Raw genomic sequence first — 17,740 nt, 5'->3', positions numbered from 1 at the left:
GCATACGACCCCCTGTTTACCGATACAATCCTCTGTAATTACAACATATTGTTTCCATCAAGGATACGCATGCCTGGTTTAACGCCACGCGACTTTTCGGATATCTGGGCCTTCGTGCGGGTTGTCGATGCCGGCAGCTTTTCGGAAGCGGCGCGCCAGATGGGCACCACCAAAGCCAGCATCAGCAAGGCGGTCGCGCGGCTGGAAGCGGCATTGCAGGTCAAGCTGCTGAACAGGTCGACGCGTCGGATTGGCCTGAGCGAAGCGGGGCGTGACATCCACCAGCATGCGTTGCGGATGGTCGAGGAGGCCCGCGCCATCGAGTCCACCGCTGCAGGTCAGCAGTCCGGGCCGGGCGGCACGCTGCGCGTGTCCACGTCGATGGCGTTCGGGAATGCGCAGCTGGCGGCGCTGCTGCCGGCATTCATGGCGCGTTACCCGGCTGTGCGCGTGGTCCTGCAATTGCAGGACCGGTATGTCGACCTGGTCGAAGAGGGCATCGATGTTGCGCTGCGGCTGAGTCCAAAGGTCGACCTGATGAGCGCCGTTGCGCGGCCGGTCGCGCCGCTGAACTATGTGCTGGCCGCCTCACCGGACTACCTCGAACAGTATGGTGCGCCCGCCGATCTCGCCGCGCTGCATGAGCACCGCTGCCTGACCTTCGGCGACGCCGGCCCTGTCAGCACCTGGCAATTCGACGTGGCAGGCGCACGCCTGCAGTTCAAGCCCGCCGCTGCGCTGGCCATCAACAGCAGCCAGTCCTTGCGCGAGGCGATGCTCGGCGGCGCCGGCATCGCGTTGTTGCCGACCTTCGTCGTGGGCGAGGATATTCGCGCTGGCCGCGCCGTCCACGTGCTGCCGACGCTCGCGCCGGTAGGCATGTTCGGTACACACGTGCTGGCGGTGTACCGTGAAAACCGCTTCCTGCCGCAGAAGGTCAGGGTGTTCATCGACTTCGTGCTCGAGCATTTCGGCGAGCACCCGCCCTGGGATGCGTTCCTTCGCCGCCCTACAGTCCCCTAGACGATTCCGCCATTGACCCGCAACGTCTGGCCATTGACCCAGGCGCCCTGCGGACCGACCAGAAACGCCACCGTGCCGGCGATATCGTCCGGTGTGCCAAGCCGTTCGAGCGGCGCCATCTTGCCCAGGCGTTCGACCAGCTCGGGCGTCTTGCCTTCCATGAACAGGTCGGTTGCCGTCGGGCCCGGGGCCACGGCCGTCACCGAGATCCCCTTGCCACGTAATTCCTTGGCAAAGATATTGGTGAACGTTTCAACCGCTGCTTTCGAGCCGGCGTAAATGGCGTAGCCGGGCAGCGCCAGGCCGATCACGCTGCTGGAAAAATTGACGATACGGCCGTTGGCCCGCATGCGTGTGGCGGCCAGGCGCAGCATGTTGAACGTGCCGCGCGTGTTGATGGCAAAGATGCGTTCGTACAGGGCGTCGTCGGTATCGGCCAGCATGGTCGTGCCGGGCTGGATGACGCCGGCGTTGTTGATGACGATGTCGACGCCGCCAAACTGCGCCTCGGTCGCGTCGAATAATCGCGCGCAATCGCTTGCGTTGGCCACATCGCCCTGCAGCGCGATGGCCCTGCCGCCGGCCGCTTCGATGGCCTGCACGACGTCGTCGGCGTCGCTGGCGCGATGGGCGTAGTTGACGACGACAGCGATATTGTCTTGAGCCAGGCGCAGCGCGATGGCCCGGCCGATGCCACGCGAGGCGCCCGTGACGATGGCGACTTTACTTGTATTGGTGTCCATGCTTGCCTTCCCGGTGATCAAGGTGATTTATGCGAACAGCGTTTCGGCGCGCTGGTACAGGATCCACGACGTGGCGATGTACTTGTCGCCACTAGTCGCCACATTGCCACGGTGCGTGTGCGTGAAGCCCGCCGGTGCAATGACCAGCCGGCCTTGTTTGGGGGCGATCTTGCGGCCCTGGTACAGGAACTCGGTCTCGCCGCCCTCGGCCACATCGTTCAGGTAGACCATCCACAGCAGCACCCGGTGGAGCGACTCGCAGCTTGCGTTCTGCGGATAGATCTCGGAATGCCAGTGGTGATAGCCGCCGCTGCCGCGCAGGTATTTTTGCAGGTTGATCGTGCCGGGCCGGTACAGCACGCGCAGCAACTCATCGATGTTGGGTCTCCCCAGTTCGTCGAAGTTGGCCATCGACAGCACGGTCGGCACGCCCGTCACGGGATGCTCGAGCGTGGGCGAGAGTGACCCCATCAGCAGCATCCGGTAGCGTTCTGCGTAGGCAGCCAGGTGGCGCGCCATCGTGTCCACCAGGAGGCCCGTGGCGTCGGCCCACTCGGGATGCTGGTTGATCGTGATGTCGTAACTGTCCTTCTTGACGACATCGACGCCGTTGCCTGTCTGCCCGCGCACCACCTTGTCGCTGGCGTCGAAGCGCTTGATGAGCGCTTCGCACTGCTGCGCGGTGAGCGCGTCGTCATAGACGCCGATGAAGTCGTCCATGACTTATTTGGCCTTGCGCTCGTGGTTCCACAGCACGTCACTGCCACCCGCGAAGCGGTTCAGCACGCGCGACAGCACGAACATCAGGTCGGACAGGCGATTGACGTATTGGCGCGGGTGCGCGTGAATCTCTTCTTCCTTCGACAGCGCGACGATCGCGCGTTCAGCGCGCCGGCACACCGTGCGGCACAGGTGCGCCGTGGACGCCGCGCGCGAACCAGCCGGCAGGATGAATTCCTTCAGCACCGGCAGGTCGGCGTTGTATTTCTCGAGCATGGTGTCCAGGCGCAGCACGTGTTCTTCCTTGATCATCTGGTAGCCCGGGATGCACAGCTCGCCGCCCAGGTCGAACAGGTCGTGCTGGATGCCCACGAGTTCGTCGCGCAAATCCGGCGGCATGTCTTCGCACAGCAGCAGGCCGACAAAGGAATTGAGTTCGTCGACTTCGCCCAGCGCGTGGATGCGCGCGCTGTCCTTGCCGGTGCGGCTGCCGTCGCCGAGGCCCGTGCTGCCATCGTCGCCGGTGCGGGTTGCTATTTTGGAGAGGCGGTTGCCCATGATGTTCTCTTATGCAGTAGGGTGAAAATACGATGGCACGAGGATACGACAAAACCTGCCGATTTGCTTACAATCGACCCATGTCTTCGTCCAATCCAGCCTTGTCTGACCGACGTGCGCAGGTCGTCGCCGCGCTCCTGGCGCGCGTGCCCGCAGCGTGCGTCCTGTTTGCACCCGAAGACACGCGGCCCTACGAATGTGATGGTCTGGCCGCCTACCGCCAGTTGCCGATGATCGTGACGCTGCCGACTGACGAAGCGCAGGTACTGGCCATCCTGGATGTGTGCCGTGCACTGAACGTGCCGGTCGTCCCGCGCGGCGCCGGCACCGGCCTGTCGGGCGGCGCGCTGCCGATCCACGACGGCGTTGTACTCTCGACCGCGCGCATGAACGCCATTAAAAGGGTGGATCACTTGGCACGCACCGCCGTCGTGCAGCCGGGCGTGCGCAACCTGGCCATTTCCGAAGCGGCCGCCAGCCACGGCCTGTATTACGCGCCCGACCCGTCATCGCAGATCGCCTGCACGATCGGCGGCAACGTCGCCGAAAACGCGGGCGGCGTGCATTGCCTCAAATACGGCCTGACGATCCACAACGTGCTGCGCGTGCGCGTGGCCACGATCGAAGGCGATATCGTCGAACTGGGCGGGGGCGCACTCGATGCGCCGGGCCTGGATCTGCTGGCCGTGTTTATCGGCTCGGAGGGCATGCTGGGCATCGTTGTCGAGGTGACCGTGAAGCTGGTGCCCAAGCCGGCGCTGGCGCAGGTCATCATGGCCTCGTTTGCCGACGTGGTCACGGCCGGCAATGCGGTGGCCGACGTCATCGCCGCCGGCATCATCCCGGCCGGCCTCGAGATGATGGACCGCACCTCGGTGCGAATGGTCGAACCGTTCGTGAAGGCCGGCTACGACCTGGACGCTGCCGCCATCCTGCTGTGCGAAGCCGATGGCACGGCGCTCGAAGTGGCCGAAGAAATCAGCCGCATGAGCGCAGTGCTGGCGCGCGCCGGCGCCACTGCGATTACCGTCTCGCAGAGCGAAGCGGAGCGCGGGCGCTTCTGGTCGGGCCGCAAGAATGCGTTCCCGGCGGCAGGGCGCATCTCGCCCGATTACTACTGCATGGATGGCACCATCCCGCGCAAGCAGCTCGCGCGTGTGCTGGCCGGGATCGCGGCGATGGAAGTCACGTACGGCCTGCGCTGCTCGAACGTGTTCCACGCGGGCGACGGCAATATGCATCCGCTGATCCTGTTCGACGCCAGCGTGGCGGGCGAATTCGATCGCGCCGAAGCCTTCGGCGCGGCCATCCTGGCGCTGTGCGTCGAGGTGGGCGGCACCATTACGGGCGAGCATGGCGTGGGCATGGAAAAAATCGGGTCGATGTGTGTGCAATTCGGGCGCAAGGAGCTCGACGCCTTCTTCGCCGTCAAGCACGCGTTCGATCCGTGCGCGCTGCTCAATCCCGACAAGGCCATCCCCACGCCGCACCGCTGCGCCGAATTCGGCAAGCTGCACGTGCACCACGGGCAGGTGCCGTTTCCAGAATTGCCGCGCTTCTGATGAATACCGTTGAATACTTCCAGCAGCAGGTCAGGGCGGCCGCCGCCAGCGGGCAGCCGCTGTGCATCCGTGGCGGCGGCACCAAGGACTGGTATGGTGGCGCGCCGGCCGGCGCCATCCTCGACACGCGCGCCCATGCAGGCATTGTCGACTACGAGCCGACCGAGCTGGTGATCACGGCGCGCTGCGGCACGCCGCTGGCCGAGATCGAAGCCGCGCTGGCCGAACGCAACCAGATGCTGGCCTTCGAGCCGCCGCATTTCGGTCCGCACGCCACACTGGGCGGCGTGATTGCGGGCGGCTTGTGCGGCCCGCGCCGCGCGACGAGCGGCGCCGCGCGCGACTTCGTGCTGGGCGCGACGCTGCTCGATGGCCGCGGCGACGTGCTGGCCTTTGGCGGACGCGTCATGAAGAACGTGGCCGGCTACGACGTCTCGCGCATGCTGGCCGGTTCGCTCGGCACGCTGGGCGTGCTGCTGGAAGTCTCGGTCAAGGTGCTGCCACGGCCTTTTGCCGAAACCACGCTGCGGTTTGCGTGCAGCGAGATCGAGGCGCTGCGGCGCCTGAATGTGTGGGGCGGCCAGCCATTACCCATCTCGGCCAGCGCCTGGGTCGACGGCGCGCTGGCACTGCGCTTGTCGGGCGCCGAGGCAGCGGTCGATGCCGCCGTGCGGAGTCTGAGTGGCGAGGTGATGCCGGAGCCCGATGCGTTCTGGCACGCCTTGCGCGAACAACGCACGGCGTTCTTTGACGGCGACAGCGCGCTGTGGCGCCTGTCGGTACCGTCGACCACGGGCGCGCTGGTGCTGGGCGGCGCGCAGATGATCGAATGGGGTGGCGCCCAACGCTGGTTGCGCGCGGATGGTGACGCAGGTACCGCGCAGGCGATCCGGCGCACCGCGCAGGCCTGCGGCGGCCATGCGACGCTGTTCCGGGGCGGCGACAAGTCGGCCGGCGTATTCCAGCCACTGGCGCCCGCGCTGGCGCGCATCCACGCGCGCATGAAAGACGCGTTCGATCCCGCGCATATCTTCAACCCCGGCCGCATGTATCCATAAGGCGCATAAGACATGCAAACCACGTTGGCCGACTTCATCAAGGGCACGCGCGAGGGCAGTGAGGCCGAAGCGATCCTGCGATCCTGCGTGCACTGCGGCTTTTGCACCGCCACCTGCCCGACGTACCAGTTGCTGGGCGACGAACTCGATGGCCCGCGCGGGCGCATCTACCTGATCAAGAATGTGCTCGAAGGCGCCGAGCCGACCCGCAAGACCCAGTTGCACCTGGACCGCTGCCTGACGTGTCTGAACTGCGAAACCACGTGCCCGTCGGGCGTGAAGTACGGGCGCCTGCTCGACATCGGTCGCAAGCTGGTCGACGAGCGCGTGGCGCGGCCCCTGGGCGAGCGGCTCACGCGCACGACGCTCAAGGCCTGCCTGCCTCGCGCGGGCCTGGCCACGCCGGCATTCAGGGCCGGGCGCCTGCTGCGGCCCCTGTTGCCGGAGAAGCTGCAGGCCAAGTTGCCGCCCGTGCGCGCCGCCGGCCGCTGGCCGACGCGCATCCACCCGCGCAAGATGCTGGTGCTCGATGGCTGCGTGCAGCCCGGGATGGCGCCCAACATCAATGCCGCCGCCGCGCGCGTGCTCGATGCGCTGGGCGTGCAGCTGACCGTGGCGCCCAAGGCCGGCTGCTGCGGCGCGCTGCGCTATCACATGAACGACCAGGACGGCGGGCTGGACGACATGCGCCGCAATATCGACGCCTGGTGGCCCAGCGTTGAAAACGGCGCGGTCGAGGCGATCGTCATGACCGCGTCGGGCTGCGGCGTCACCGTCAAGGAATACGGTCACCTGCTGGCGCACGATCTGGCGTATGCCGCCAAGGCGGAACGGATCAGCGCGATCACGCGCGACCTGTCGGAAGTCCTGGCGCTATTCCAGGACCGGATCGCCGCACTGGCAAAGGGGAAGGGCGGCCCACCCGTGGCGTATCACCCGCCGTGCACGCTGCAGCATGGCCAGCAAATCCGGGGCAAGGTCGAAGGCGTGCTGCAGGCAGCCGGTGTGGACGTGGTGCTGTGCGCCGACAACCACCTGTGCTGCGGCTCGGCCGGTACCTATTCGGTGCTGCAACCGGCCATCTCGCTCGCGCTGCGCGAGCGCAAGCTCTCCAGCCTGGCCGCGACGGGGGCGGAGCAGATCGTGTCGGCCAATATCGGGTGCATCGCGCATCTGCAGGCAGGGACCGGGACGCCTGTGAAGCACTGGATCGAGCTGCTGGAGCAGCGACTGACCTGATTGACTGCCATCTCTCATTGCAATGGCACTTGCTAATATCCATTCCTGCACTATACTTGTACGATATATAGGACAAGTTCGGGCAATGTCGTCGGTGCTTTAAGAACAACACAGGAGGTGCGCATGAGAATCATCAATTTTTCTGAGGCCCGCAACAGTCTCAGGAATGTCATCGACCAGGTCGTCGATGATGCTGACGTGACTGTTATTTCCAGGCGCGATGCGCCCGACGCTGTCGTCATGTCGTTCGAGTATTACAGCAGCCTGATGGAGACGGTTCATTTGCTCAGCTCACCGGCAAATGCAGCGCATTTGGCCAAGTCGATTGCTCAAGCGCGTGCAGGCGAAGCAAAGCAGCGGGAGTTGTTAGCGCCATCCAGCGCCGAGGAATCGAAAAATGCGCACGCTGAAGTTCACGGATGAGGGCTGGGACAGTTATGTATATTGGCAAACGCAAGACAGAAAGACGCTCAAACGCATCAACGATCTCGTGAAGGACGTGCAACGAGATCCATTTGCTGGCATTGGAAAACCAGAGCCTTTGAAGCATGGCTTGAGCGGATGCTGGTCGCGCCGCATTGATGAATCCAATCGGTTTGTCTACATGGTCAATGACGTGGAACTGATCGTCATCTCTTGTCGTTACCACTACTGATGGTTTCGGAGTTACAAGCCGGGATGGGGGATGGCCACGACCTACCGGTTGTCATGATCTTTGCAGTCGGGTTCGAGAAGGCGTTTCGGCATCGAGATGGTGAGAATCCGCGCTTATTCTCGTACCGCTATTTGCTAATCTGGCACGTTGCTGACTAACCGCTCCTGCACATGCCCTCACCGATTTCGACCCTTGCCCTGGCGTGCACGCTCCTGTTTTTATCTGCCACCGCGGCAGCCACACCCTCCGCAAATGCAACGAGCACATCATGCAGTCATGATCGCAGCCGCCTGCTCGCCCTGGATGAAGCAAAGTTTGATCAGGACATGAGCGGTGGGTGGCGCCCGCTCGGCGATACGCCGGGCTGCGAGCTCGTGGCGGCCGATTTGCTGCGTGACTATCGCCAGGCCCATGGCAACAAATCCAGCATGCTGCACTGGCACGAAGGGCAGATGCGCGCCATCGCCGGCCAGTCCCGACCTGCCGCAGCATTGATGGAACATTCGCGCGTGCCGGTGGAAGATGATCCTTCGGGATGGAATTTCTATGTAGACGCATCGATCGCCTTCCTGCGCAAGGACAGGATCGCCCTGGACGCTGCACACCGAAAGCTTGCCGCAGTACCGCCAATGACCGGAGAGGATGTGCCAGCCCTGGTGAATGGCTTTATCGAACTGCCTACGGCTGACGGCACGACACTCAAAATGCGCTGGCCCATGAATATCGATGTGGTCGAAGGCCTGCAGCGCTGTTTTGACAAACCGTACAAGATCGCCTACGCCACCGGATGCCGACAGGGTAAGGCAAACTGATTCGGGAACGTCCGCCGGACATCGGGCCACTGCAGCAACGCGGCGAGCGTGGTAGCATCGCCCCGACCCCAGCAACGAACACCAGCAGGAACGATCTTGAGCTTTACCTTTCAACTCGTGCGCGAGGACGAAGACAGTCCGCGCGCCATCGTCTTCGAAGACAGCAGCACCCCGGGCCTCGTGCCGGTATGGGAAGCGGCCGGCGTCTACGACGCGCTCTACAACAGCGATGGCCAACTGGCGCGCGACGTGTCGCGCCGGCTGGCGTATGGCGTCGATCGGCTGAACGACGACCCCGGGCTTGCCAATCTGCTGCCACCGGGCCTGTCGATGGATGTGGCGATCCGCTTCCTGGACAACGTCACCCGCGGCTGCATCACCCACGGCGCGGCCCGCATTCAGACGCGATAAAATTGCCCTATGGTCATTCGGCGCAAGGGCTTGTACCATAGGAGCGTTCTGCTCGCTAAATGAAAGAGTGTCATGACCTTGCCTATCCTCTCCCGCACGCTGTGCCTGACCCTGTTCGCTGCCGCCTGCAATGCGCCCGCGCAGGCTGACAGCTTCGCGTCGTCCGCGTCCAGCGCCGGCTCGGCGTCGTCGGCCAGCATTTCCGATTCGGTCAGCGGTTCCAGCAACAGCTCGAGCGACAACGACAAGGTCGCCGCCGGCCAGTACCGCGTGATCAACATTGCACACGCCCCCAACAAGCCCGATACCACCCGGCTGACGCTGCGCGCAACCGCTGCCGGCCAGGCCCGTTCGTTCGAGCTCGACGTGCCCAACCGCGCCCTCGCGACGCGCACCGTGATCGCGGGCGACGTGGTCCAGGTCAACGAGCGCGCCTACGGCTATGAATTCGCCTACGCCGACACCCAGCGGCCGTTCTTCCTGGCGCTGCAGGACGAGTGGTACCGCGAACTGGGCTCGCGCAAAGTCACGATCTGATGCTCGTGCGCCAGGCCGCGCTGGCGCTGCTGTTGTGTGCGAGCGGCAGTGCCTGGGCCGGCTTTCCCACCTTTTGTGAACGCTCGCGCGACCTCAACGCGACCGAGCAGGACCGCGTGCTGCGCTTTGCCGGCGTCGTCAAGCAGGAGCTGGCGCGCTCGAACGGCAAGGTCGCCCTGATCGCGCGCGCCGGCACGGACCTGAGCCGCTTCGATCTGGTGTATTCACACGCCGGCGTCGCACTGCGCGACACGCCGGACAGCCCGTGGGCCGTGCGCCAGCTGTATTACGAGTGCGACGAGGCGCGTCCGTACATCTTTGATCAGGGCATCGCCGGCTTCGCGCTCGGCGCCGACGCACCGGGCAAGGGCCATGTCGCCTTGTTATTCCTGCCCGCCGACGACAGCGCGTCGCTCGAACGCGCCGCCCGCGACAAGGCGCTGGCGCTGGCCCTGCTGGCCGGTCAATACAGTGCCAACGCCTATGCCTACGGCACCAAATACCAGAACTGCAACCAGTGGGTGGCCGAGCTGATGGCCAGTGCCTGGGGCGGTGCGGCAGGTGAGGGCAACGCGCGGAAAAAAGCGCAGGCCTGGCTGCGCGCGAACGATTACGTCCCCGGCCCCGTCAAGGTGCCGTCGCACTTCACGATGTTTGCCGGGCAGTTCGTGCCGCTCGTGCACGTGGACGACCACCCGGTGGAAGACCTGCACGTGCTGTCGCTCCAGGTCAGCGTGCCTGCCTCGATCGAGGCCTTCGTGCAGCGCCGCGCGCCCGAAACACAGCGCGTGGAAATCTGCCACGACGAGCGCCGGATTGTCGTGCGGCGCGGCTGGACGCCACTGGGCGCAAGCTGCGAGCCGCAGCCGGGTGACGAGGTGATTGCCATTGCGCCGTGAGCGCTGGCGCAATCAGACCCTGTTCGCCAGCACCTTCTCGATATCCCCGCCCAGGTCTTCCGGCTTGGTGGTCGGTGCATAGCGCGTGACGACCTCGCCTTCGCGGTTGACGAGGAACTTGGTGAAGTTCCACTTGACCGCCTCGGTGCCCAGCACGCCGGGCGCTTCGCCCTTCAGGAAGCGAAACAGCGGATGCGCGTCGTCGCCATTGACGTCGACCTTGGCGAACATCGGGAACGTCACGCCATAGTTCTTTTCGCAGAAGGCGCCGATCGCTGCTTCGTCGCCCGGTTCCTGGTGCCCAAACTGGTTGCACGGGAAGCCCAGCACTACGAGGCCCTGGTCCGCATAGCGGCGCTGCAGCGCCTCGAGGCCCTGGTATTGCGGCGTGAAGCCGCAGGCGCTGGCCGTATTGACGATCAGGAGCGCCTTGCCGCGGTAGCGCTGCAGGTCGACCGGCTGGCCGTCGAGGGCAGTGGCGTTGAAATCGTAGGCATTCATTGAAGTCTCCTTGTTGTAAACAGTGCAGTTTACGCTACTGCTGGCAGGCGCGTACCAGAGCGTTGGCCCCGGCGGTGTCGGTTCGCCGATCAATGCAGTGACATTTCGTCCGTCTTAGCATTTCTTAACAAATTCCGGGCATGACGCGTGCGACAATTACGCTCGTCCAAACGTCCCGTCACCCAGGTATTCATGTCACGTCACCGTTCTTCCGCCCTGTTGTTCGCGCTGCTGGCGCCTGTCTGTGCATTTGCCCAGGAAACCGCCGTCCGGCCGGCCGATCCCGTTACCGGTGCCGTCACGCCAACCGCGCCGGCGCTGCAGGCGGCGGACGTTCCCGTCGCCTCCACCGTCGCCGTCACGGCGGCGCGTTCATCCAACCGGATCGACCGCCAGGCGTATGACGTCAAGAGCGACGCTGCCTCGACCAACGACACGGTGGCCGACACGCTCAACAAGGTGCCGTCGGTGGCGGTGGACCCGGACGGCAACGTGACGCTGCGCGGGCGCAGCAATGTGCAGATCCTCGTCGATGGCAAGCCGTCGGCGATGATGCAGGGCGAGAACCGCGCCGCGGCGCTGGGCGCGATCCCGGCGGCCGATCTCGATTCGGTGGAAGTGATCAACAACCCCGGCGCGCAGTTCGGCAACGAAGGTGGGGGCGGCCCGATCATCAATCTGGTGATGCGGCGCGAGCGCACGCCGGGCGGCTTCGGCGCCGTCAACGCGAACGTCGGCCCGGAAGGGCGCGCCAATGCGTCGAGCTTCGGCAGCTACACGACCGGGCGCATGAGCGTGCAGGGCGGCGTGTACGTCCGGCGCGACACGCGTGGCTCCGACGGCGAAACAAACCGCGACCGGATCGATCCGCTCACCGGCGCCGTGGCCAGCAGCACGCAGCGCTCGAACAGCGAGACCGACACCGAGGCCGTGGGCATGAACAGCTCGCTGACCTACAACCTGGGCGACAAGGATGTGCTGTCGGCCAAGGCCAGCTTCTCGGCCAACGGCAGCGACGGGCAGTCGCAGGAACGCTACCGCGGCCTGAACGCCGACGGCAGCATCGACGGCGACTACCTGCGTTCGAGCGTGCGAGACAACGACAACCGCAGCTACAGCCTGAGTGGCGGCCTGGATCACAAGGGCGCGCGGCCCGGCGAAATCCTCAAGGTCGACCTGCGCTTGTCGGGCAACAAGGGCGAGGCCGACACGCGCTTTGCCAGCGATTACACGGTGCGCCCCGCCAATTCGACCGCGCCGCGCACGCACCAGAACAACCTGACCGAAACGCGCGTGATCGACTTCACCGGCGACTATGAACTGCCGGGCGAGAAGGGCGTGTTCAAGGCGGGCTACAAGGTCGCGCAGAACAGCAACGTGTTCGACACGCGCTTTTTCAATGTCGACGAGGCGACGCTGGCCGAGAGCCTCAGCAACCAGCGCACCAACCGCTTCGAACTCGATGAAACGACCGTGGCCTTGTACGGTACCTATCAGCTGCGCCTGGCCGAAAAATGGGGCTTGCTGGGCGGGCTGCGCACCGAATACACCGACCTCGATCTGAACCAGGTCACCACCAACGTCAAGGCCAACAACCATTACTTCGACGCGATCCCGAGCGCATTCCTGACCTACGACCTGTCCGACGACACGGCGCTGCGCCTGAGTTACGCGCACCGCATCCGCCGGCCGGGCGCGGGCGACCTCAATCCCTTCGTCGTCTACCGTGACGAAACCAACGTCTCGTCGGGCAATCCCGACCTGATGCCTACCAAGACCGACTCGATCGAGCTGGGGCTGGAGACCAAACTGGGCAAGGTCGAGACCAATGTGCGTCTGTACGCACGGCGCGATTCGGACCTGATCCAGGAGCGCCGCACCTTCATCTCCGATACGGTGCTGCTCACCACGCGCGAGAACGCCGGCAGCAGCAACTCGGGCGGCCTCGAATTCACGTTCAGCGGCCGCGTCACGCCCAGCTTGACGGTCAATGCCAGCGGCAACCTGGGGTACTCCGAGCAGTCGGTACTGGGCAACAGCCAGGATGACAAGCGCAGCGCCACGTCGCTCAGCGGCCGCGCGCGCGTGAGTTACCAGATCAACCCGACCAACAGCCTGCAGCTGGTACTCAATGCGCAGGGCAAGACGCTGTTCGGCGAAGGCTACCGCCAGCCGACGCGCAGCGCTGACCTGAGCTACCGCCGTAACCTGAGCCAGGCCCTGAGCCTCGTCGTGAACGTCAACGACGTCTTCGACTCGCAAAAGACCGAATCGATCACCGAGACCGACCGCCTGCGCGAATACAGCATCCGCCGCCAGGAAGGACGCCTCGTGTATGTCGGGCTGTCGTACCGCTTCGGCAGTTTTGGCGGTGCGGGCGGGCGCCGACCGGATGGCGCGCGGGGCGGGCCTGGCGGTGGCCAAGGGTTCGGGCCCCCGGGCGGCGGCATGGGGCCGGGCGGGTGAGCGTTTGACCCGTATGCGGGTCGGGTAATTTGACGACGTGCTGTTCGGAGCAGCAGGGGCATGACAGAATACGGCACCTTTGAATCTGCCATGACTGCCCTCAGATGCTTCGCCCCACGCTCGTCGCGCTTTCCCTGTCTGCCTTGCCTGCCTACGCTCAGAACACTGCGGCGCCGGCTCTCTCCACGGACACTGTCCAGAAGGTCGAAGTCAAGGCCGACGCCAACGGCTATGATCCCCGCCGCGACGATACCGCCAGCAAGATCGTCGTGTCGACCGAGGAAATCCGGCGCTACGGCGACACCTCGGTGCTCGACGTGTTCAAGCGCCTGCCGGGGATCACCGTCAGCGGCGGCGCCGGGCGTGGCGGTGGCGAGATCCGCATGCGTGGCCTGGGCAGCGGCTACACGCAGATCCTGCTCAATGGCGAGCGCGCGCCGGCCGGCTTCGACATCGATCAGCTTTCGCCAGAGTCGATCGAGCGCATCGAAATCCTGCGCGCCGCCAGCGCCGAGTTCTCGACCCAGTCGATCGCCGGCACCATCAACATCGTCCTCAAGCGCGCAGTAAAAAAGGCGCAGCGCGAGCTGCGCGTGGGCTACGGCAAAAGCGGGGAGGTGAGCAATCCTTCCGCCAGCCTCACCATGTCGGACCGCGTCGGCAAGATGTCGTACTCGCTCGCCGCGAGCGCCTGGCGCTACGAGTTTGATCGCCCATCGCCATTCGAAGAATCGCAGATCGATGCGGCCGGGCGCCCCATCTTCGTGCGGCGCAGCGAGCAGACCGATCGTGGCAGCCCGCAAGGCATCAACCTCACACCACGGCTGAACTGGAGCCTGGAGAACGGCGATACGGTCAGCTGGCAATCGCTCGTCGCGCACCAGCGCAACAACTACCAGGGCAGCACTTCGACCGAGACCATTCTTGGCCTGCGCCCTCTGTACGACGAGCGCGACGTGCGCAGCAAAGGCACCAACACGACGCTGCGTTCGGACCTGACCTGGATGCATAACCTGGAAGAAGGTGCCAAATTCGAGCTGAAATTGGGCGTGAACGGGGCGCGCAGCCGCGGTAACTGGCATGAAGACGACTTTCGCACGCTGGACAGTGTTGATCGTCTGGCGCGCGACTCCACCGTGCTCAGTGCCACTGACGAAGTTGGCGTCACCGCGGTGGGCAAGTATTCGCGGCCATGGAAGAAGGACCACGCGCTGTCGATGGGCTGGGACGCCGGCCATACCTTGCGCGACGATGCGCGCGGCGAGGTGGAACTGTTCCCGCTCGCGGGCAGCACGCTGCGCCGCGATGAAGATTACGACGCCACCCTCAAGCGCCTGGCGCTGTTCGTGCAGGACGAGTGGAACGTCACCAAGCAGTGGTCGATGTACGCGGGCCTGCGCTGGGAAGGGCTGGAGACGCGCAGCAGCGGCAACACGTTCGACACCAGCACCAACCGTACCAGCGTCTGGAGTCCACTTGCCCAGACCCTGTACAAGCTCCCCGACAGCCGCGATCAGGTGCGCGTGGCGCTGACCCGCACCTTCAAGGCACCCCTCACGGGCAGCCTGATCCCACGGCGCTTCACCACACCGAACAACAGCCAGACCGACCCTGACTACCGCGGCAATCCCGACCTGAAGCCCGAACTGGCGACCGGCATCGACGCCTCCTACGAACATTACTGGGCCGAGAAGGCGTTGCTGAGCGCCAGCGTATCGGTACGGCGCATCAGCGACTACACGCGCCAGGGCCTGCTCTTTGAAGACGGCCGCTGGATCCAGACGCCGGTCAACGATGGCGACGCGCTCACGCGCAGCCTGGAGCTAGAGGCGAAGTTTCCACTGTCGGCCGTGATGCAGGACGTGCCGGACATCGACCTGCGCGCGAGCCTGGCGCGCAACTGGTCGCGCGTCGATGCGGTGCCGGGGCCGGACAACCGGCTCGACCAGCAGGTGCCCGTGTCGGGCACGCTCGGTGTGGACTACAAGACGCCGGGCGGCAAGCTCACGACGGGCGCGAGCTTCGCCTTCAAGAACGGCGGCAACGTGCGCGTGAACGTGGAGCAGTCACGCTACCAGAGCGTGCGGCGCGAACTGGATGTGTATGCGCTGTGGAAGTTCAACCCGACTTACCAGCTGCGGTTGGCGGCAACCAATCTGCTGGCGCAGGATACGGTGTCCGAGTCGCGCTACGTGGACGACAACGGCGTGCAGCGCAGGACGACGTTTTCGGATGGGCAGGCGATGGCGCGGGTGACGCTGGAGTCGCGGTTTTAAAAGCCGGCGATGGATCGATGGGGCCCATCACACCAACTCATCACACTAACCCCAACGCCTCCGTCCCGCTCGAAAAATCGCGGTTCTTCGCATGCTTGCTATTGAGCTTGATGTTCAGCCGAAGGTCGTTGACCGAGTCCGCATTGCGCAGCGCGTCTTCGTAGGTGATCTTGTCGGCCTCGTACAGGTCGAACAGCGCCTGGTCGAACGTCTGCATGCCCAGCTCGCGCGACTTCTTCATGATTTCCTTGATCTCATGGACTTCGCCCTTGAAGATCAGGTCCGAAATCAACGGTGAGTTCAGCAGGATCTCGATCGCCACCACGCGGCCCTTCGATTCCTTCTTCGGAATCAGGCGCTGCGACACCAGGCCTTTCAGGTTCAGCGAGAGGTCCATCAGCAGTTGCTGGCGGCGCTCTTCGGGGAAGAAGTTGATGATGCGGTCCAGCGCCTGGTTGGCGCTGTTGGCGTGCAGCGTGGCCAGGCACAGGTGGCCCGTTTCGGCAAATGCAATCGCATGCTCCATCGTCTCGCGGTCGCGGATCTCGCCGATCTGGATCACGTCCGGCGCCTGGCGCAGCGAGTTTTTCAGGGCTGCTTCAAAGCTGTCGGTGTCCACGCCCACTTCGCGCTGCGTGATCACGCAGTTGCGGTGCGGGTGGACGAATTCGACCGGGTCTTCGACCGTGATGATGTGGCCGTAGCTGTTCTCGTTGCGGTAGCCGACCATCGCCGCCAGCGTCGTCGACTTGCCCGAACCCGTCGCGCCGACCATGATCACCAGCCCGCGCTTGGTCATCACGACGTCCTTGAGCGTGTCGGGCAGGCTCAGTTCCTCGAACTTCGGGATCGCCGTGGTGATCACGCGCAGCACCATCCCCACGCAGCCCATCTGCATGAAGGCAGAGACACGGAAGCGTCCCAGGTCGCCCGGCGTGATCGCGAAATTGGCTTCGCGCGTCAGCTCGAACCCGGCCCCCTGCTTGTCGTTCATGATGGCGCGCGCCAGGTCGCCCGTGTGGCCGCTGGTGAGCGGCTGGCTCGACACGGGCGTCATGCGCCCGTCGATCTTGATCGCCGGCGGAAAGCCCGCCGTGATGAACAGGTCCGAGCCGCCCTTGGTCACCATCAGGCGCAGCAGGTCGAACATGAATTTGGTAGCCTGGTCGCGTTCCATGGATGGCCCTTAGCCGAGGAAATTTTCGGGAATCTTGGCAGCGCTGCGCGCAGCAACCGACGAGATCATGTTGCGGCGTACGAGGTCGGTCAGGTTCTGGTCGAGCGTCTGCATGCCGACATTGCTGCCGGTCTGGATCGCCGAGTACATCTGGGCGATCTTGGCTTCGCGGATCAGGTTACGGATAGCCGGCGTGCCGATCATGATTTCGTGCGCCGCCACGCGGCCCGAGCCGTCCTTGGTCTTGAGCAGCGTTTGCGAAATCACGGCCTGCAGCGATTCGGACAGCATCGCGCGCACCATCTCTTTTTCTTCGGCCGGGAACACGTCGACGATACGGTCGATGGTCTTGGCGGCCGACGACGTGTGCAGCGTGCCGAACACGAGGTGGCCCGTTTCGGCGGCCGACAGCGCCAGGCGGATCGTTTCCAGGTCGCGCAACTCGCCGACCAGGATCGCGTCCGGATCTTCGCGCAGCGCCGAGCGCAGCGCGTTGCTGAACGAGAGCGTGTGAGGGCCGACTTCGCGCTGGTTGATCAGGCATTTCTTGGAGTCGTGCACGAATTCGATCGGGTCTTCGATCGTCAGGATGTGGCCATATTCCTGTTCGTTGAGGTGATTCACCATCGCCGCCAGCGTGGTCGATTTGCCCGAGCCGGTGGGGCCCGTGACCAGCACCAGGCCGCGGGGTTTGAGCGCCAGTTCGCCGAAGATCTTCGGCGCGTTCAGGTCTTCGAGCGACAGGATCTTGGACGGAATCGTGCGCAGCACGGCGGCGGCGCCCCGTTCCTGGTTGAACGCATTGACGCGAAAACGCGCCAGGCCCGGAATCGCGAACGAGAAGTCGCACTCGAGCACTTCTTCGTACTGCTTGCGCTGGCCGTCGTTCATGATGTCATAGATCATGCCGTGCACGTCCTTGTGCTCCAGCGGCGGCAGGTTAATCCGGCGCACGTCGCCATGGACGCGGATCATCGGCGGCAGGCCGGCCGACAGGTGCAGGTCCGAGGCCTTGTTCTTGACCGAGAAAGCGAGTAATTCCGATATGTCCATTTATAATCCCAGTGCCGCAAACGGCCTCAAAAATATTTCCTATAGAAAAT

The 17,740-nt window shown here is 64.6% G+C and carries 18 protein-coding genes; 12 read left to right on the top strand and 6 right to left on the bottom strand.

From position 1 onward, the window contains the following. Window positions 1–69: 69 nt before the first annotated feature. Window positions 70–1,023, top strand: coding sequence for a LysR family transcriptional regulator (locus NX775_RS14365; RefSeq protein ID WP_258836616.1), 954 nt, complete (start codon window positions 70–72; stop codon window positions 1,021–1,023). Here the strand turns inward: NX775_RS14365 and NX775_RS14360 are convergent. The 3 genes from NX775_RS14360 to NX775_RS14350 are packed head-to-tail and all read right to left on the bottom strand — an operon-like array spanning window position 1,020 to window position 3,044. Then, on the bottom strand, window positions 1,020–1,766 hold the full coding sequence (locus NX775_RS14360; protein WP_258836615.1) for an SDR family oxidoreductase: 747 nt from the start codon (window positions 1,764–1,766) through the stop codon (window positions 1,020–1,022). The genes NX775_RS14365 and NX775_RS14360 overlap by 4 nt on opposite strands. 27 nt (window positions 1,767–1,793) lie before the next feature. Then, on the bottom strand, window positions 1,794–2,486 hold the full coding sequence (locus NX775_RS14355; RefSeq protein WP_258836614.1) for a 2OG-Fe(II) oxygenase: 693 nt from the start codon (window positions 2,484–2,486) through the stop codon (window positions 1,794–1,796). Window positions 2,487–2,489: 3 nt separating this feature from the next. Then, a complete protein-coding gene (locus tag NX775_RS14350; protein ID WP_258836613.1) occupies window positions 2,490–3,044 on the bottom strand; it encodes a cob(I)yrinic acid a,c-diamide adenosyltransferase in 555 nt (184 codons plus the stop codon). 80 nt (window positions 3,045–3,124) lie between these two features. Between NX775_RS14350 and NX775_RS14345 the strand changes: the two genes are divergently transcribed. From NX775_RS14345 to NX775_RS14305, 9 genes are all read left to right on the top strand, one after another. Next, window positions 3,125–4,606 (top strand): FAD-linked oxidase C-terminal domain-containing protein, encoded by a 1,482-nt coding sequence (locus tag NX775_RS14345; RefSeq protein ID WP_258836612.1) that lies wholly within the window; start codon window positions 3,125–3,127, stop codon window positions 4,604–4,606. After that, window positions 4,606–5,664 carry a glycolate oxidase subunit GlcE gene (gene glcE, locus NX775_RS14340; protein ID WP_258836611.1) on the top strand — a complete coding sequence of 353 codons (1,059 nt, stop codon included), beginning with the start codon at window positions 4,606–4,608 and terminating at the stop codon, window positions 5,662–5,664. The genes NX775_RS14345 and glcE overlap by 1 nt, the downstream gene beginning before the upstream one ends. 12 nt (window positions 5,665–5,676) lie before the next feature. Then, on the top strand, window positions 5,677–6,903 hold the full coding sequence (glcF, locus tag NX775_RS14335) for a glycolate oxidase subunit GlcF (protein WP_258836610.1): 1,227 nt from the start codon (window positions 5,677–5,679) through the stop codon (window positions 6,901–6,903). A 123-nt stretch (window positions 6,904–7,026) separates the two neighbouring features. Further along, window positions 7,027–7,326: a type II toxin-antitoxin system Phd/YefM family antitoxin gene (locus NX775_RS14330; RefSeq protein ID WP_258836609.1), complete on the top strand. Its 300-nt coding sequence runs from the start codon at window positions 7,027–7,029 to the stop codon at window positions 7,324–7,326. Then, window positions 7,301–7,558 (top strand): Txe/YoeB family addiction module toxin, encoded by a 258-nt coding sequence (locus NX775_RS14325; RefSeq protein ID WP_258836608.1) that lies wholly within the window; start codon window positions 7,301–7,303, stop codon window positions 7,556–7,558. Before NX775_RS14330 ends, NX775_RS14325 begins: the two co-directional genes overlap by 26 nt. Window positions 7,559–7,728: 170 nt before the next feature. Then, a complete protein-coding gene (locus tag NX775_RS14320) occupies window positions 7,729–8,370 on the top strand; it encodes a hypothetical protein (RefSeq protein WP_258836607.1) in 642 nt (213 codons plus the stop codon). A gap of 96 nt (window positions 8,371–8,466) precedes the next feature. After that, complete coding sequence (locus tag NX775_RS14315; protein ID WP_183556954.1) at window positions 8,467–8,781, top strand: hypothetical protein; 315 nt, start codon at window positions 8,467–8,469, stop codon at window positions 8,779–8,781. Window positions 8,782–8,853: 72 nt separating this feature from the next. Next, window positions 8,854–9,318, top strand: a complete 465-nt coding sequence (locus NX775_RS14310; RefSeq protein ID WP_183556956.1) for a hypothetical protein — start codon at window positions 8,854–8,856, stop codon at window positions 9,316–9,318. Beyond that, window positions 9,318–10,217 carry a DUF2145 domain-containing protein gene (locus NX775_RS14305; RefSeq protein ID WP_258836606.1) on the top strand — a complete coding sequence of 300 codons (900 nt, stop codon included), beginning with the start codon at window positions 9,318–9,320 and terminating at the stop codon, window positions 10,215–10,217. Before NX775_RS14310 ends, NX775_RS14305 begins: the two co-directional genes overlap by 1 nt. A gap of 12 nt (window positions 10,218–10,229) precedes the next feature. Here NX775_RS14305 and NX775_RS14300 read toward each other — a convergent pair whose 3' ends face one another. Then, on the bottom strand, window positions 10,230–10,718 hold the full coding sequence (locus NX775_RS14300; protein WP_258836605.1) for a glutathione peroxidase: 489 nt from the start codon (window positions 10,716–10,718) through the stop codon (window positions 10,230–10,232). A 192-nt stretch (window positions 10,719–10,910) separates the two neighbouring features. Here NX775_RS14300 and NX775_RS14295 point away from each other — a divergent pair, with 192 nt between their 5' ends. Together NX775_RS14295 and NX775_RS14290 are read left to right on the top strand one after the other, a co-directional pair. Then, window positions 10,911–13,184 (top strand): TonB-dependent receptor domain-containing protein, encoded by a 2,274-nt coding sequence (locus NX775_RS14295; RefSeq protein WP_258836604.1) that lies wholly within the window; start codon window positions 10,911–10,913, stop codon window positions 13,182–13,184. A 104-nt stretch (window positions 13,185–13,288) separates the two neighbouring features. Beyond that, complete coding sequence (locus NX775_RS14290) at window positions 13,289–15,460, top strand: TonB-dependent receptor plug domain-containing protein (protein WP_258836603.1); 2,172 nt, start codon at window positions 13,289–13,291, stop codon at window positions 15,458–15,460. Between the two features lie 40 nt (window positions 15,461–15,500). Here NX775_RS14290 and NX775_RS14285 read toward each other — a convergent pair whose 3' ends face one another. Both NX775_RS14285 and NX775_RS14280 read right to left on the bottom strand, forming a co-directional pair. Then, window positions 15,501–16,637: a PilT/PilU family type 4a pilus ATPase gene (locus NX775_RS14285; RefSeq protein ID WP_183556964.1), complete on the bottom strand. Its 1,137-nt coding sequence runs from the start codon at window positions 16,635–16,637 to the stop codon at window positions 15,501–15,503. A gap of 9 nt (window positions 16,638–16,646) precedes the next feature. Beyond that, window positions 16,647–17,690 (bottom strand): type IV pilus twitching motility protein PilT, encoded by a 1,044-nt coding sequence (locus NX775_RS14280; protein WP_183556967.1) that lies wholly within the window; start codon window positions 17,688–17,690, stop codon window positions 16,647–16,649. Between the last annotated feature and the right edge of the window lie 50 nt (window positions 17,691–17,740).

It is taken from the genome of Massilia aurea, from assembly GCF_024753205.1.
Taxonomy (GTDB): Bacteria; Pseudomonadota; Gammaproteobacteria; order Burkholderiales; family Burkholderiaceae_D; genus Telluria; species Telluria aurea.
This window is presented reverse-complemented; position numbering and strand designations above follow the sequence as displayed.